Annotated in this window: 16 protein-coding genes; 6 read left to right on the top strand and 10 right to left on the bottom strand. The window is 70.0% G+C overall.

Features of this window, described 5'->3' with window-relative positions; genetic code table 11:
* Positions 1–317, bottom strand: a 317-nt coding sequence (locus ACFVJS_RS18475; RefSeq protein ID WP_378883177.1) for a hypothetical protein, incomplete at its 3' end; no start/stop codon positions are given.
* Between the two features lie 266 nt (positions 318–583).
* Between ACFVJS_RS18475 and ACFVJS_RS18470 the strand changes: the two genes are divergently transcribed.
* Entirely contained in the window at positions 584–1,288 is a 705-nt protein-coding gene (locus tag ACFVJS_RS18470) for an SGNH/GDSL hydrolase family protein (RefSeq protein ID WP_378883175.1), read from the top strand.
* A gap of 1 nt (position 1,289) precedes the next feature.
* Here ACFVJS_RS18470 and ACFVJS_RS18465 read toward each other — a convergent pair whose 3' ends face one another.
* The gene (locus tag ACFVJS_RS18465; protein ID WP_378883173.1) at positions 1,290–1,604 is read right to left on the bottom strand and encodes a DUF4387 domain-containing protein; all 315 of its coding nucleotides are present in this window, start codon (positions 1,602–1,604) and stop codon (positions 1,290–1,292) included.
* Positions 1,605–1,806: 202 nt separating this feature from the next.
* On the opposite strand from ACFVJS_RS18465, the gene ACFVJS_RS18460 reads away from it, so the two are divergent.
* From ACFVJS_RS18460 to ACFVJS_RS18450, 3 genes are all read left to right on the top strand, one after another.
* On the top strand, positions 1,807–2,520 hold the full coding sequence (locus ACFVJS_RS18460) for a GntR family transcriptional regulator (protein WP_378883170.1): 714 nt from the start codon (positions 1,807–1,809) through the stop codon (positions 2,518–2,520).
* The gene (locus tag ACFVJS_RS18455) at positions 2,520–3,440 is read left to right on the top strand and encodes an AEC family transporter (protein ID WP_378883168.1); all 921 of its coding nucleotides are present in this window, start codon (positions 2,520–2,522) and stop codon (positions 3,438–3,440) included. Before ACFVJS_RS18460 ends, ACFVJS_RS18455 begins: the two co-directional genes overlap by 1 nt.
* A 124-nt stretch (positions 3,441–3,564) precedes the next feature.
* Complete coding sequence (locus ACFVJS_RS18450; RefSeq protein ID WP_378883165.1) at positions 3,565–3,981, top strand: DUF1707 domain-containing protein; 417 nt, start codon at positions 3,565–3,567, stop codon at positions 3,979–3,981.
* A 5-nt stretch (positions 3,982–3,986) separates the two neighbouring features.
* Here ACFVJS_RS18450 and ACFVJS_RS18445 read toward each other — a convergent pair whose 3' ends face one another.
* Positions 3,987–5,609 carry a glycoside hydrolase family 13 protein gene (locus tag ACFVJS_RS18445; RefSeq protein WP_378883162.1) on the bottom strand — a complete coding sequence of 541 codons (1,623 nt, stop codon included), beginning with the start codon at positions 5,607–5,609 and terminating at the stop codon, positions 3,987–3,989.
* 325 nt (positions 5,610–5,934) lie between these two features.
* On the opposite strand from ACFVJS_RS18445, the gene ACFVJS_RS18440 reads away from it, so the two are divergent.
* The gene (locus ACFVJS_RS18440; RefSeq protein ID WP_008357755.1) at positions 5,935–6,138 is read left to right on the top strand and encodes a cold-shock protein; all 204 of its coding nucleotides are present in this window, start codon (positions 5,935–5,937) and stop codon (positions 6,136–6,138) included.
* Positions 6,139–6,214: 76 nt separating this feature from the next.
* On the opposite strand, the gene ACFVJS_RS18435 is transcribed toward ACFVJS_RS18440, so the two are convergent.
* Together ACFVJS_RS18435 and ACFVJS_RS18430 are read right to left on the bottom strand one after the other, a co-directional pair.
* Positions 6,215–6,697 carry a YbaK/EbsC family protein gene (locus ACFVJS_RS18435; RefSeq protein ID WP_378883157.1) on the bottom strand — a complete coding sequence of 161 codons (483 nt, stop codon included), beginning with the start codon at positions 6,695–6,697 and terminating at the stop codon, positions 6,215–6,217.
* Positions 6,698–6,706: 9 nt separating this feature from the next.
* Positions 6,707–7,378, bottom strand: a complete 672-nt coding sequence (locus ACFVJS_RS18430) for a spermidine synthase (protein ID WP_378883154.1) — start codon at positions 7,376–7,378, stop codon at positions 6,707–6,709.
* A 212-nt stretch (positions 7,379–7,590) separates the two neighbouring features.
* Between ACFVJS_RS18430 and ACFVJS_RS18425 the strand changes: the two genes are divergently transcribed.
* Positions 7,591–8,826: an MHYT domain-containing protein gene (locus ACFVJS_RS18425; protein WP_378883151.1), complete on the top strand. Its 1,236-nt coding sequence runs from the start codon at positions 7,591–7,593 to the stop codon at positions 8,824–8,826.
* A 45-nt stretch (positions 8,827–8,871) separates the two neighbouring features.
* On the opposite strand, the gene ACFVJS_RS18420 is transcribed toward ACFVJS_RS18425, so the two are convergent.
* From ACFVJS_RS18420 to ACFVJS_RS18400, 5 genes are all read right to left on the bottom strand, one after another.
* Positions 8,872–11,844: a bifunctional [glutamine synthetase] adenylyltransferase/[glutamine synthetase]-adenylyl-L-tyrosine phosphorylase gene (locus tag ACFVJS_RS18420; RefSeq protein WP_378883148.1), complete on the bottom strand. Its 2,973-nt coding sequence runs from the start codon at positions 11,842–11,844 to the stop codon at positions 8,872–8,874.
* Between the two features lie 28 nt (positions 11,845–11,872).
* Positions 11,873–12,649, bottom strand: coding sequence for a type 1 glutamine amidotransferase (locus ACFVJS_RS18415; RefSeq protein WP_378883145.1), 777 nt, complete (start codon positions 12,647–12,649; stop codon positions 11,873–11,875).
* Positions 12,650–12,761: 112 nt separating this feature from the next.
* A complete protein-coding gene (gene glnA, locus ACFVJS_RS18410) occupies positions 12,762–14,099 on the bottom strand; it encodes a type I glutamate--ammonia ligase (RefSeq protein ID WP_378883142.1) in 1,338 nt (445 codons plus the stop codon).
* 49 nt (positions 14,100–14,148) lie between these two features.
* Positions 14,149–14,340, bottom strand: a complete 192-nt coding sequence (locus tag ACFVJS_RS18405; RefSeq protein ID WP_378883140.1) for a hypothetical protein — start codon at positions 14,338–14,340, stop codon at positions 14,149–14,151.
* 22 nt (positions 14,341–14,362) lie between these two features.
* On the bottom strand, positions 14,363–15,124 hold the full coding sequence (locus tag ACFVJS_RS18400; protein WP_378883138.1) for a hypothetical protein: 762 nt from the start codon (positions 15,122–15,124) through the stop codon (positions 14,363–14,365).
* Positions 15,125–15,222: the final 98 nt, after the last annotated feature.

The raw sequence follows: 15,222 nt of genomic DNA, 5'->3' as shown, positions 1-15,222 counted from the left end.
GCGGCAGGCTCGGCAGCCGACGCCGCGGCGGGCTCAACCGCAGGCTCAACGGCCGGCTCAACGGCCGGCTCAACGGCCGGCTCAACGACCGGCTCAACGACCGGCTCAACGGCCGGCTCAACGGCCGGCTCGGCGACCGGCCCGGCGACCGGCCCGGCGACCGGCTCGACAGCAGGCTCTGCGACGTACGCAGTGGCCTCGGGGGTGGACAGGGTCTCGCCATAGACGGGGGCGGAGGCGTCGGTCGGCTCCACCTCCCCGGGCTTCGGCTGCTCGGTCTTGTGTCGGTTGAAGATGCCGCTGATGAAGTCGGACATGGCTTCGCATTCCTTCGAGTGAGGGGAGGGTTGTGGTCGAGCGCTCACGACGGGCGTGATGCTAGGGCCGGCACGCAGTGAGTCAGGTCACGTGTCTTTGATTCCCATGTCTTGTACCCCAGCGGTGACCGGGGTGAGGAGCGTCTGTGTCAAACCTTCCGGGGACATTCGCCCACCGTTCAGCCAACGTCGGAGACCCGCCGGAGCACGCGCTGTAGAACGACGGAAGAGCACGTACGTCACGACAAACCGCTGAGGGAGAGACGATGAATCCACTGCTGCTCCCACTGGTCGCCGCACAGGCCGCGTACGTCCATCGGACCATCGGAAAGGAACCCCGTCCGGAGGGTCCGACGAAGGGCTTCGTGCCGGGTCCGGCGGCCCAGGACGGGGCGAGGCCGCTGCGCCTGCTGGTGATCGGCGACTCCTCCGCGTCCGGGCGCGGCGCCCCCACGCACGACCTCGCCTTCGCCGGGTCGATGGCCCGCGCGATCGGGAAGCGCACCGAGCGTCCGGTCGAGTGGCGGGCGCTGGGGAAGTACGGCGCGACCAGCGAGCGGATCCGGCACGGCATCCTCACCAAGGTCACCGGTGAGTGGGACCTCGCCGTCCTCCTGGTGGGTGTCAACGACATCCTCGCCCGGCGCTCGGTCGAGGCCTGGACGCGCGACCTGACCGCGATCGTCGAGACCCTCCAGGAGCACGCCGCACACACCGTGCTCCCGGGGATCCCGGAGTTCGGCGCCTTCCCATCGCTCCCCCGCACCCTGCGGCGCTACCTCGCCGAGCGCGGGAAGGCGCTCGACGTGGCGGCGCGGCTGGTCTGCGCCGGACGTACGTCGGTGCAGTGGGTCAGCTCGGCCGACCTGGGTCCCGCCGAGCCGTCCTTCTTCGCCGCCGACGGGTTCCATGCCTCACCGGCGGGCTACGAGCGCTGGGCCCAGGCGATCTGCGACCACGTGGACCTCTAGCTCACGGCACGACGAGCTGGGCCAGTGGCACGTGGTGCTGGCCGGCGTGGGTGTCGCGGTCCCGCGGCGACCCCTGCGAGACCGGGCGCGGATAGGAGATCTTGACGACGTTGAGCGACGGGATCCGGAAGATCTGGACCGATGCGGGGTGGACTCGGTAGAGCTCGGCGACGACGCCCTCGTTCAGGTACGTCTCGTCGGCGGCGATGCGGTAGCCGTCGGCGTCGCGCATGAACAGCTCCATCGTGATCCAGAACGGCCCGGCGTTCTTGGAGCGGACCTCGATCGCGAGGTCCCCCAGGGTGGTCTCAGGCATCGTGCTTCACATCCATCTCGTCATCGATCTCGGTGCGGAACATCGCGGTCGGGGTGAGGCTGTCGACGGCGTGGTTGAGCACGAACTCGTACGCCGCAGGGACCTCCGTGATCTCTGGGCTGTGGCGGCGCTCACAGTAGTTTTGCTACAGCAAAACAGTCAAGAGGTGGCATTATTGGAAAAGTGGCCTAGGATCAGGTCCATGTCGCTCTCCTCCCCTGAGACCACCGCGGAGACCACGACCATCGCCGAGCGCGTCTACCAGGCATTACGAAGCCAGATCGGATCCGGCGAGCTCGAGCCCGGGGCGAAGGTGACCGAGCGCGGCATGGCCGAGCGTCTGGGCGTCAGCCCGACCCCGGTCCGCGAGGCGATCCGGCGGCTCGAGCTCGACGGACTCGTGGAGCGGGTGGGGCCGCGCACGACCCTGGTCGCGCGCATCGAGGAGGACGCCAGCCACGACCTGGCCGAGGTGGAGGTCGCGCTGCGCGGCCTCGCCGCCCGGTTCGCGGCGAGGCACGCGACCGACGACGAGCTCGACGAGCTCGACCGCCTGCTCGACGAGGCCGACGACCTGGTGATCCTGATCCGGGCGCGCCACCGCGACGGCAGGCCGGTCGAGAAGCATGCCGACCGCTTCCTCGACGTGCTCGGCCAGTTCAACGAGCAGGTCAACGCCGCGGCCCACAACCCGGTCCTCGTCCGCCTCCTGGAGCAGTCCCGCTCGCTGAGCCGGTCGCGCCAGCGGGAGATCTCCCGCTCACACCTGCTCGCCGGGGACGAGTTCGGCGCCGACCGCTACGCCGAGCACCGTGCGCTGGTGATCGCGCTGCGTGCCCGCGATGCCGTCGAGGCCGAGCGCATCGTCACCGAGCACGCCGCCCGCGGCCTCCTCGACCTGCGGCGCGAGCTCTAGTGGCAGGCGTCTTCACCGGCTTCGCCACGATCAGCGTCCTCATCGCTCTCGGCGCCCTCCTCGCCCAGCTCAAGATCCTCGACCAGCACGGCCAGCGCACTCTCTCGACGCTCGCGTTCTACGTCGCCAGCCCGGCCCTGCTGATCACGGTGATGGACGACAGCGACCTCGGCTTCGTCTTCTCCGGCAACCTGGTCGCGGTCGCCGGCGCCGTGCTGGTCTCGGGCACGCTGATCGCCACCGTCGCGCGCCTGCGCCGCCGCGACCTGGGCACCACGGTGGTCGCGACGCTGTGCGGCTGCTACGCCAACGCCGGCAACCTCGGCCTCCCGATCGCGTCGTACGTCCTGGGCGACCCCGTTCTGGTCGCCCCGACACTCCTGCTGCAGATGCTCGTGCTCCAGCCTCTGGCGCTGGTGATCCTCGACGCCGACGCGAGCACGACCAGACTCTCGTTCTGGGCGGTCCTGCGCCGCCCGTTGACCAACCCGATCACCGTCGCCTCTTTGATCGGGGTGGCACTCTCCGTCACCGACCTCGACCTGCCGACCGCGGTCTCCGACCCGCTGGACCTGGTGGCCGGGATGGCGGTCCCGTCGATGCTGATCGCCTACGGGGTGGCACTTCGGCTCGGTCCGCTCCCGGGGCGGGGCGTGCCGCCGCTGGACCTCGCCGCCGTGGTCGCGACCAAGCAGGTGGTGCAGCCGGTGGCGGCGTACGTCATCGGGCGGTTCCTGCTCGGGCTCGACGCCGAGGCCCTGCTGGCGGTGACGGTGCTCTCCGCACTGCCGACCGCGCAGAACGTGTTCGTCGTCGCGCAGCGCTACAACCGGGCGGTCCTGCTGGCCCGCGACGTCATCTTCGTGAGCACGCTGGCCACGGTGCCGGCGATCCTGCTGGTGGTCGTGCTGCTCACCTGAGGCCGGACGGCCGAGTCCCGACGAAAGTCCCTTGTGGCCATATTCCTTCCGGCGTACCCTCGCGATATATCGAGACACTACGCCGACAGTCGATGGCTTCACGCGAGACACAAGGGGAGACGACATGAGCAACCTCGACAACCTGCGGGTGAGCGAGGCCGACCGGGAGGAGGCGTCGGCGAGGCTCGCCGAGCACTACTCGACCGGCCGGCTCTCCGACGACGACTACTACGAGCGCCTGGACGCGGTCTGGTCCGCGAAGGTGCGCGCCGACCTGGAGATGCTCTTCACCGATCTGCCGAGGAGCGCACCGCAGCCGACCCCGGTCATCCGACGACCGCGCCGGGACCGGCCGCGAGCCTTTCCGCTGGTCGCCTGCTTCCTGCTGGTGGCGATCGGGCTGATGGTGATGGGCGTGCCGTGGTGGGTCTTCGCCGCGATCGCCGGTGGTGCGCTTCTCTTCCACAAGAAGCACCGGCACCACCGCGCGATGTCTCACGGCTGCCTGCCAGCCCACGGTCGGGCCGGATCGCATCGGTAGCCGGATCAGCCTGCCGCGGGGGCGAGGATCCAGACCGCGGAGTCGGTGGGTAGGTCGCCGACCACCGGGTCGCCGCTGTACATCACGATCTCGCCCTCGGGCAGCGGCGTCGGCTCCATGCCGCAGTTGAGCACGACGATCAGCTCGCTCCGGGTGTCCTCGGAACCACCGACCCCGCCGCGCCGGAACGACACCACACCCTCGGGCGCGTCCAGGATCTCGACGTCCTCGTCGGCACCCAGCGCATAGGCCCGCCGCGCCGCCAGCGCCGCCCGGTAGAACTCCAGCGTCGAGTCCTTGACGCCGTTCTGCGCGGCCACGGTGAGATCGACCCACTCGGCGGGCTGCGGGAGCCACGGCTGCGTCGGCAGGTCCTCGTCGGGCACGGCGCTGAACCCGAAGGGCGGCTCGAACCCGCTCCACGGCAGCGGCACCCGGCACCCGTCACGACCGCCCTCACCGGTCTCCGACCACGGATCCTCCTGGTACTCGGGCGGTAGATAGACCTGTGGCAGGCCCAGCTCCTCCCCCTGGTAGAGGTACGCAGACCCCGGCAGCGCCAGCATCGCCAGTGTCGCCGCCCGCGCCCGGTGGAGCGCCTGAAGCCCGTCGCCGTAGCGCGAGCGGTGGCGTACGACATCGTGGTTGGACAGGACCCAGGTCGGCGCCGCCCGCGACGGGCCGAGCGCCTTCAGCGTCGACTCGATGACCTCGGTGAACGCCTCGGCGGACCAGGGCGCCTGCAACCAGGAGAAGTTGAAGGCCTGGTTGAACTCGTCGGCACGTACGTAGCGCCGCAGCTCCGCCGGGCCAGGAGTCCAGGCCTCGGCGACCATCATCCGGTCGCCGTCGAAGGAGTCGATCAGCTTGCGCCAGGCACGGTAGATCTCGTGGACCTCCGGGTTGTCCCACATCGGCGCGTCGGTGACGCCTCGCTGATACATGACGGCGGCGTCGGAGGTGAGGGCGACCCCCTCGGGCACGACCTGGTCGCGCAGGTCCTTGAAGAGCCCGTGGGCGATGTCGACCCGGAAGCCGTCGACGCCGCGGTCGAGCCAGAAGGTGAGGATCTTGGTGAACTCGGCGACGACCTCAGGGTTGTGCCAGTTGAGGTCGGGCTGGTCGTCGTCGAAGAGGTGGAGGTACCACTGGCCGTCCTCGACCCGGGTCCACGCCGGACCGCCGAAGACCGAGCGCCAGTTGGTCGGCGGCTCCTCCCCCGCCTCACCACGGCCGTCGCGGAAGATGTAGCGGTCGCGGGCACTCGACCCGGGAACGGCCGCGAGCGCCTCGACGAACCAGGGGTGGGCCGAGGAGGTGTGGTTGGGCACCAGGTCGACGATCACCTTCAGGGCGAGCTCGTGCGCCCGCGCGATCAGGTGGTCGGCGTCTTCGAGGGTGCCGAAGATCGGGTCGACGTCGCAGTAGTCGGCGACGTCGTAGCCGTGGTCGTTCTGCGGCGAGGTGTAGAAGGGGCAGATCCAGATCGCGTCCACGCCCAGCGCGGCGAGGTAGTCCAGATGATCCGTGATGCCCTGCAGGTCGCCGAGCCCGTCGCCGTTCGAGTCCGCGAACGATCGCGGGTAGATCTGATACGCGACTGCTTCGCGCCACCATGGCTGGTCCACGTAGACCCCTATCTCGTCGGGTAGAACGGCGGTACCCCGATCTTGTCGAGGCGATGCTCGGGGTTGTCAAAACCGAACCTTCCGTACGCCCACGGTTCCACGCCGGACCCGACGCCTGAAACGCCGAAAAATCGGGGATGCCCGAAGTGGGCCCATGGCATGTAGGCTTATCGGCGTTGAAGGAGGCGTCCCCACGCGCTTCGCGGTTGCTCTCGGTGACCGTTCGTGCAGCACTTGGTCTTCCGCAGAAGCAGAAATCAGGACTCGTGGATTCAACGCCCAAAGGGCGGCACGGAGTCGCCCTGTGTACACAAGGATTAGATTCATGACTCAGGGAACCGTGAAGTGGTTCAACGGCGACAAGGGCTTCGGCTTCATCGCCCAGGACAACGGGGGCGACGACGTCTTCGTGCACTTCTCTGCGATCCAGACCCAGGGCTACAAGACCCTGGACGAGAACCAGCGCGTCGAGTTCGACGTCACCCAGGGCCCGAAGGGCCCGCAGGCCGAGAACGTCCGTCCGGTCTGACTCTGGCTTTCACGACAGCCCCTTGCTCCTGCTTCGGCAAGAGCGAGGGGCTGTCCCCCTTTTGAAGCCGGCTCGGTCAGACGGTCTCGGGAAGCTTGGTGACGTCGACCCAGCCGCGCGCCTCGCTGATCGTCTCCAGGTCACCGAGGGTGAGCGCGATGGTCGTGTTGGCGCCGCCCGCGGCGGGGTAGACCATGTCGAAGCGCTTGAGCGAGGCATCGAGCCAGACCTCGGCCGAGGGCGGGTTGCCGAACGGGCAGACGCCGCCGATCGCATGGCCGGTCATCGGCTCCACGTCCTCGGCCGCGAGCATGCGTGCCTTGGTCCCGAAGTGGGCCTTGAACTTCGCGTTGGCGATCTTGGCGTCGCCGGCCGCGACGACGAGGATCGCGGCGGTGCGGTCCTCGGTGTAGAGGCTGATGGTCTTGGCGATCTCCGCCGGGGTCACACCGAGAGCCACCGCGGCGAGCTCGACGGTCGCCTTCGACTCCTCCGACTCGATGATGTCCCCACCTCGTCCGAATCGGTCCAAGTGGGCGCGGGCGAGCTCGATCGACATACTCGCAGCCTAGTGCCGGGCCCCGCCGCCGAAGGAGTCGGCGACCGCTCGGCCAGTGAAGATGCGGTACTCCATCGGGGACGGCGACCCGAACGGCGCCTCCGGCACCGCACCGCAGGCGATCACCAGGTTGCCGGGGCGGCGGCCCTTCAGCGTCGCCGGCTCGACGCCGACGACCACGTCCCCGAGATCACGGGCGACCGCGACGAAGTCGCGCACCCGGGCGAACGGCGCCCGGTCGACGAGGTTGGCAACGAGGACGCCGGACGGCGCCAGCACGCGGCGTACGTCCTCGACGAAGGCGGCGGTGGTGAGCTCGTCGGGGGTGCGGCCGCCGTCGAAGGCGTCGAGGATCACCATGTCGGCGAAGCCGTCGCGTACGCCGCAGATGCCCGCCTTTCCGTCGACGGGACGCACCTTGATGCCGCTGCGCGGCGGGAGCGGCGCCTCGCTGCGTACGCGCTCGATGACCTCGATCGACGGCTCGAGGACGATCTGGGAGGAGCGGGGCCGGGTGGCGTGGACGTAGCGCGGAAGCGTCATCGCGGCACCCCCGACGTGCACGATCCGCACTGGCCCCGGCGGCAGCCGGTCGATAACATCGCCGGCACGCCGCATGTAGTCGAAGACGAGGCGGGTCGGATCCCCCAGATCGACGGCCGACTGCTGCATGTCGTCCATCTCGAGTACGTAAAGATCTCTGTGCATACCGAGAAAAAGGTTACCCCCATGCGCATTTGGGGGACTTGTGCCTCTATTGTGACCCACACGACAACGGAACCATCAGCCATTCATGGGTACATTTCGGATACCCCCTAGGGCATCTGTTCTGTGCTGACGCTACCTCGCCCCCGATCCCCCACTCGGCGAGGAACGAGAGGAAGTTCATCAGCGTGACCACCATCGAGGAAGTGACCATCGGAGCGTTCAGCCAACCGCTGGTCGCGATGTCGTTCATCATCTCCGTCCTCGGCTCATGGGTCGGTCTGACCTGCGCGACCCGCGCCCGCAAGACCACCGGCTCGGGTTCGTGGCTGTGGCTCTTCGGCGCCGCCACCTCCATCGGCGGCGGCGCGATCTGGTCCATGCACTTCATCGGCATGCTGGCCTTCGACAGCCACGTGGCCTACGCCCTGGACATCGGCATCACCCTGATCTCGCTCGCTGCGGCGATCGTGGCCGCGATGGTCGGCATGCTCATCGCGACGGCGATGCGCGGCAACGCCGGCTACATCGTCGGTGGCCTGGTCACCGGGGCCGGCGTGTGCGCGATGCACTACACCGGCATGTACGCCATGGACATGAGCGCCAAGATGGCCTGGAAGCCAGCGGTCGTCGTCGCCTCGGTGGTCATCGCGCTGGTCGCCTCCGCGCTCGCGCTCTTCTTCGCGTTCACCGTCACGACCAACCTCATGCGGGTGGGGGCTGCCGTGATCATGGGCATCGGCGTGTGCGTCATGCACTACACCGGCATGCTGGCCCTCGAGATCCACAGCTCCCCCGACGACAAGCTGGGCCACGTCAGCGGCGCCGACCCGGTCTACCTGGCGATGCCGATCTTCGCGATCTCGGCGGGCATGCTCATCGTGATCGGCTTCGGCACGATGTTCGCCGGCATCAACGACGACCTCGACGACCCGTGGACTCCGAACCAGCGCCCGGGCGCCGACTCCGGCGCTCACCCGATGATGCCCCGGCGCCCGACGTTCGGGCAGCCGGCGATCGCCGGCCAGCAGTCCGGTCCGCAGCCCATGCACCAGTCCGGTCCCCAGCACCCCCAGCCGTTCGGGCAGCAGCCCGACCTGCCCCAGCAGCCGCTGCAGCCGCTCCCCACGCGTCAGCCGGCGGCGTCCGGCAGCCCGCAGGCGAACCAGCCGCCGGCTGAGGGCATCGGCAACATGTTCACCCAGCGCCCCCAGCGTCCGACCCAGCTGCGGCCGCAGAACGGTCGCTGGACGCCACGGCCCTACGCCCAGCAGGCCTCCAACAGCGCCACCGAGCGACAGCCGGACTTCTTCCGGCCCCAGGCCGGACGTTCCCACAACGAGGCGGGCGACGAGCCGCCGGCCCAGCCGCAGCCTCGCGTTCAGCGCACCCCGGGCTGGCTGCCTCCGCGCAACGACCTCTAGACGATCGCGGGGGCAGGGGCGCTCTCCCCTGCCCCCGCGGTCCGTTCACTCCCAGAAGACGCGCTCGACCACACCGTGGGCGAGCCGGGTCATCCGCAGGTAGTCGTTGACCAGCTCATCGGTCGCGCCCGCCGGATAGCCGAGAATCGCCGCGACCGCATGCTGCTCGACAGGTCCCGCCGGCAGCGAGTCGGCCGGGCGCCCACGGGCGAGGGTGACCGCGTTGCGCACCCGGCTGACCATCCGCCACGCCTCGATGAGGGTCTGGGCGTCGTCGGCATCGATCAGCGAGGCGTCGCGGGCGGCCTGCAGCGCCTCGACGGTGCGAGGTGTGCGCAGCCCGGGGACGGCGTACGCGTGCCGCATCTGCAGCAGCTGGGCGGTCCACTCGATGTCGGCGAGCCCGCCGCGGCCGAGCTTGAGATGGGTGTTGGGGTCGGCGCCGCGCGGCAGCCGCTCGTGGTCGACCCGGCCCTTGATGCGGCGCACCTCGATGATCTCGTCCTCGCTCAGGCCACCCTCCGGGTAGCGCAGCGGATCGATCATCTCGGTGAACGCGTCCCGCACCTGCGGGTCGCCGACCACCGCGTCGGCGCGCAGCAGCGCCTGCGACTCCCAGATGCCCGACCACTTCGCGTAGTAGGAGGCGTACGCAGGCAGTGTCCGCACCAGCGCGCCCTGCCGCCCCTCGGGGCGCAGGTCGGCGTCGAGCTCCAGGGGCGGGTCGGCACCCGGGAGCGCGAGCAGCCGGCGCAGGTCGGCGATGACCTTGAGGGCGAACTGGGTCGCCTCACCCTGGTCGACGCCCTCGACGGGCTGATGGACGAAGAGCACGTCGGCGTCGGAAGCATAGGAGAGCTCGAAGCCGCCGTAGCGGCCCATCGCGATGATCGCGATCCGGGTGGGCGCCTCGTCGAGCTCGCGGCGGGCGACCTCCTCGGCCACCACCGTGCGCAGCGACGCCTCCAAGGTGGCGTCGGTCAGCCGTGACAGCGCGGCGCCGATGGTGTCGATCCCGGCCTCGCCGAGGAGCTCGGCGGCCGAGATCCGGAACAGCTCGCGGCGGCGGATGGCCCGGATGTGGCGTACGGCCTCCTCGGCGGAGGTGGTGGTGCGCCGGCGCGCGGCGCGGGCGACCATCTCGTCGGTCAGCGCCTCGGCCGACAGCGGGGCCAAGTCGTGGCCGAGCAGGCGCAGCGCCTCGGGCTCGCGTTCGAGGAGAGCCGTGGTGTAGCGCGAGGTCGAGAGGATGGTGGCGAAGTGCTGCGCGACCAGGCCCTCGTCGCGCAGGGAGCGGAGGTACCACGGCGTGGCGCCGAGCGCGTCGGAGATCCGGCGGAACCCGAAGAGCCCGGCGTCGGGGTCGGATCCCTCGGAGAGCCACTGCAGCATCACCGGCAGCAGCGCGCGCTGCAGCGCGGCGCGCCGGGACACGCCCGTGGTGAGCGCCTCCAGGTGCCGCAGGGCGGCCTTGGGGTCGGCGTAGCCCAGCGCCGTCAGCCGCTCCTCGGCAGCCTTAGCCGACAGGTGCGCCTGCCCGGACGGGATCCGGGCGACCGCGTCGAGCAGCGGGCGGTAGAAGAGCTTCTCGTGGAGACGACGTACCTCGATCCGCTGATGGCCCCACTCCTTCTCCAGCCGAACGACCGGGTCGCGCAGGTAGCCGAGCGAGCGCGCCAGCCAGCGCAGGGACTCCTCGTCGTCGGGCACGACATGGGTGCGCCGCAGCCGGTGGAGCTGGAGCCGGTGCTCCATCCGGCGCAGGAAGGCGTAGGCCTCGTGCATGGCCTCGCCGTCCTCGCGCCCGACGTAGCCGGCCCGGGTCAGCGCCGCCAGCGCGGAGAGCGTGGTGGGTTGACGGATCCCGGTGTCGGTGCGGCCGTGCACCAGCTGCAGCAGCTGCACGGCGAACTCCACGTCGCGCAGACCGCCGGCGCCGAGCTTGAGCTCGCGGTCGGCCTCCTTGGACGGGATGTGGGCGATCACCCGGCGCCGCATCGCCTGGGTGTCGGAGACGAAGCCGTCGCGATCGGCCGCCTTCCACACGAACGGGTTGACCGCGTCGACGTAGGCCCGGCCGAGGTCGAGGTCGCCTGCGGCCGGACGCGCCTTGAGCAGCGCCTGGAACTCCCAGGTGCTCGCCCAGCGCTCGTAATAGCCGACGTGGCCGCTGATGGTGCGCGAGAGCGCGCCGGCCTTGCCCTCGGGGCGCAGCGCGGCGTCGACCGGCCAGATGGTGCCCTCGGCGGTGTGGGCGGAGCAGACCTGGATCAGATTGCTGGCAAGCTGGGTGGCGACCCGCAGCGAGACGTCGTCGCCGACCCCGTCGGCGGCCTCGTGGACGAAGATCACGTCGACGTCGGAGACGTAGTTGAGCTCGTGGCCGCCGCACTTCCCCATCGCGATGACCGCCAGCCGCACCTTGTCGGCGTCGGCGCCCACCCGGGCGCGGGCGACCGCCAGCGCCGCCTCGAGCGTCCCGCAGGCCAGGTCGGAGAGCTCGGCGGCAACGTCGTCGACCGGAAGCTGGTGGGCCAGGTCGCGGGCGGCGAGCCGGAGCAGCCAGCGGCGGTATTCGACCCGCAGTGCGTCGACCGCTTCCGCGTCCGCGACCGTCGCCACCGGGCACTCATCACCCGGCTCCGCGCCGACCGCCTCGAGCAGCGACGCCCGGAAGACGTACGCCGCGGGCCTGGTCGTGCCGAGGGTCGGGTCGGCCAGCTCGCGCCAGTGAGCGGGATGGCGGGCGAGGTGGTCGGTCAGCGCGGGCGAGGCGCCCAGCACGGAGACCAGCCGCATCGCGGTGCCCTCGTCGTCGGCGAGCTCGTCGACGAGGCCGTCCCCCTGCGTCTCGGAGAGCGTGACCAGGCCAGTCAGCGCGGCGTCGGGGTCCGCGGCCTGACCGAGGATCGCCAACAGCTCCTGGGTGCCGTCACCGAGACCTGCCAGATCCTTCAGGGCCGCGTCCGGGTCGTTGAAGCCGAGCCGGAGCAGCTCGCCCTTGCCTGGCAACGTCATGGCCCCGATTCTGTCACCCGGTCGGGGCTCAGGCGCTCCAGGGCCTAGGACTCGGGATGACGCCCCCACGGGTGCCGCCCGGGGCGACGGCGGCGGCACGCTCGCGGACCAGACGGGCGAACCCGAAGGCCAGCGGCTGCCAGGTCTTGATCAGCTCGTTCTCGGCGAAGGTGGCCGTCGCGACCACGTCGTCGACGCTGCGACCGATCTGCTCGAGCTCCTCGACGGACTCGTTCGCCCAGACCGCGACCGCGGCGGCGTCGACCTCGGGGTGGAACTGCACGCCCCACACGGTCGGGGCGAACCGGGCCGCCTGGACCTGGCCGTCGATCGAGCTGGCCAGCTTGACCGTGCCCTCGGGAAGCTCGCCGACGACGTCGCGGTGCCAGTGCAGGGCACGGTCGTCGCCCGCCAGCAGACGCATGAGCGGGTCGAAGAGCACCTCGGGCTCCCAGGTCACCGGGTGCACGCCCACGGTGAGCCCGAACGGACTGCGCTCCACCGTGCCGCCCAGCGCCATCGCGGCGAGCTGGTGGCCCAGGCAGATCCCGAGCGTCGGGATGCCGGCCTCGGCGGCCTGGGCGATGCGCTCGCGGGTGACCGCCAGCCAGGGGTGTGCGTCGTCGGAGTCGGCGTCCATCGAGCCGCCCATGACGAGCAGCCCCGAGTAGGAGGCGTCCAGCGATGAGAGCGGCGGGATCGGCTCGGCATAGGCGCGGCAGACGTCGACACACATGCCCGCCTCAGCCAGCCAATGACCGAACAACGCCGGCGGAACTGTCTCCTCGTGCTGGATCACTAGCACTCGGGGAAGACTCAACGACATCACTCCCACTCTCCCGTTCGAACCAGTGTGGCAGCACCGGATCGGAAGTGTGGAATCGGGCTTGAGTTTCCCTGACAACCAGTTTGCGGACTCAGATGACCGGCAGCATCCGGGAGCGCTCGTAGGCGGTCACCTGCTCACGGTAGGCGGCCCATTCGGCGCGCTTGTTGCGCAGGAAGAAGTCGAAGACGTGCTCGCCCAGGGTCTCGGCGAGCAGCTCGGAGTCCTCGGCCATCCCGATCGCCTCGTCGAGGTTCTCCGGCAGCGGATCGATGCCCAGGCTCTTGCGCTCGCGCTCGGTCAGAGCCCACACGTCGTCCTCGGCCTCGCGCGGCAGCTCGTAGCCCTCCTCGATGCCCTTCATGCCCGCCGCCAGGATCACGGCGAAGGCGAGGTAGGGGTTGCAGGCGGCGTCGAGGGTGCGTACCTCGATGCGGGTGGACTGGCCCTTGAGCGGCTTGTACATCGGCACCCGGACCAACGCGGAGCGGTTGTTGTGACCCCAGGCGACGTGAGCCGGCGCCTCTCCCCCGCCGATCAGGCGCTTGTAGGAGTTGACCCACTGGTTGGTGACCGCGGTGATCTCCGGGGCGTGGCGGAGCACGCCACCGATGAAGCTGCGGCCGGTCTTGGAGAGCTGGTATTCGGCACCCGGCTCGTAGAAGGCGTTGGCGTCGCCCTCGAACAGGCTCAGGTGGGTGTGCATCCCCGAGCCCGGGTGCTCGGTGAACGGCTTCGGCATGAAGCTCGCCCAGATGCCCTGGCTCAGCGCCACCTCACGGATGACCGTGCGGAAGGTCATGATGTTGTCGGCGGTGCTCAGCGCATCGGCGTAACGCAGGTCGATCTCGTTCTGGCCGGGCCCGCCCTCGTGGTGGCTGTATTCGACCGAGATGCCCATGGCCTCCAGCATCGTGATCGCCTCACGCCGGAAGTCGGCACCCATCGACTGGGCGGTGTGGTCGAAGTAACCGCTGGAGTCGACCGGGGTCGGCTCGGTGCCGTCGACGGGGTTGTCCTTGAACAGGTAGAACTCGATCTCGGGGTGCGTGTAGAAGGTGAAGCCCTTCTCCGCGGCTTTGGACAGGGTGCGCTTGAGCACGTAGCGCGGGTCGGCGTAGGACGGGGACCCGTCGGGCATCACGATGTCGCAGAACATCCGGCCGGTGGACGGGCCGTCCGTACGCCACGGCAGGATCTGGAACGTGCTCGGATCCGGCAGGGCCAGCATGTCGGCCTCAGTCACCCGCGCGAATCCCTCGATCGCGCTGCCGTCGAACCCGATGCCCTCGGCGAAGGCGCTCTCGAGCTCGGCCGGCGCCACCGCGACCGACTTCAGATAACCGAGCACATCGGTGAACCACAGCCGCACGAAACGTACGTCTCGCTCTTCGAGTGCCCGGAGCACGAAGTCCTGTTGCTTGCCCATGCGTGAACACTAACGGTCCGACGTTACGGCTGGGACCTCCGCGCCGGTGTCAGCGGCCAGGGCCCTTGAAGATCGAGATCACCAGCGCGACTCCGAACCCCGCCAGCGCCGCGCCGACGACGGACCAGGCGGTGCTCGTGCCGCCGCCACCGAGATAGCCCATGCCGGTCAGCGCCAGCGCTCCTCCGCCCACGAGGAGCACCGCGGCCACCACGAGTCCGAGTGCCTTACCCACAGTCATGACACCGCAATCTAGTCGCGCTCTAGGTGATGACCAGGGCGAGGGTCACCAGCGAGGTCATCCAGGAGACGAAGCTGCCGACCAGGAAGTATTCGGTCACGTCGTTGATGCTCGGCCCCTCGCCGTCGCCGCGGTTCTCACCGCGGAACGACTGCAGCTCCGGCCAGCGGATCAGACCCTTGGCCGCGACCACCAGGCCGGCGGCCGCGATGCTGCCGGTGAGACCGAGGCCGAAGATGGTCAGCCGCTCGAGCGGGCCCAGCAGCCTGCCGCCCTTGAGATTGTTGCCGTCGACCCCGTCGAGCGGGTTGGCCACCCTCGCGACGTCGAGGACGAGCTGCACCACGACGTTGCCGGTCGAGATCTGGACCAGCAGGCCACCGAAGGCGAGCAGCACGGCCTCGGGGCGCGCCGCCTCGACCCAGGCCCAGGGCGCGTCGTCCGCCCAGGCGGCGACCGGCCCGCCGACCTCGCCGGCCACCGGGGCCAGCAGGATGCCGAGGAAGATCGTCCCGACCAGGAGGGCCAACGGCACCCCAGGATGCGGGTTGTCCGCCGACCCCTGGGGCTGGTGGGCCAGGAAGCCCCACAGCACCGTGATCCCGGCGATGACGATCACCGCCGCGAGGTCGCCCCCGAAGAGGGCGGAGAGCAGGCCGAAGGCGACCACGACGACGGCCCCGATCGCCTCGGGCACCCAGCGGATCCGCCGGATCGGGTCGACGAGCGCGTGCGTGAAGTCGACCGTGCCGATCCCGATCAGGAGCAGAGCGATCCAGCTCATGCCGCCACCTCCGTAGGGCAAGCGCCAGGATACGAACGCGGCGGCATGATGACCTGATCGCTCGCTCGCTTGCGCTCGCTCACCGGACCTCTCCCAAC

The sequence above is a fragment of the Nocardioides sp. NPDC057772 genome, from assembly GCF_042798075.1.
Classification (GTDB): Bacteria; Actinomycetota; Actinomycetes; order Propionibacteriales; family Nocardioidaceae; genus Nocardioides.
The sequence above is the reverse complement of the archived record's forward strand: the minus strand, read 5'-3'. Positions and strand labels throughout refer to the sequence as shown.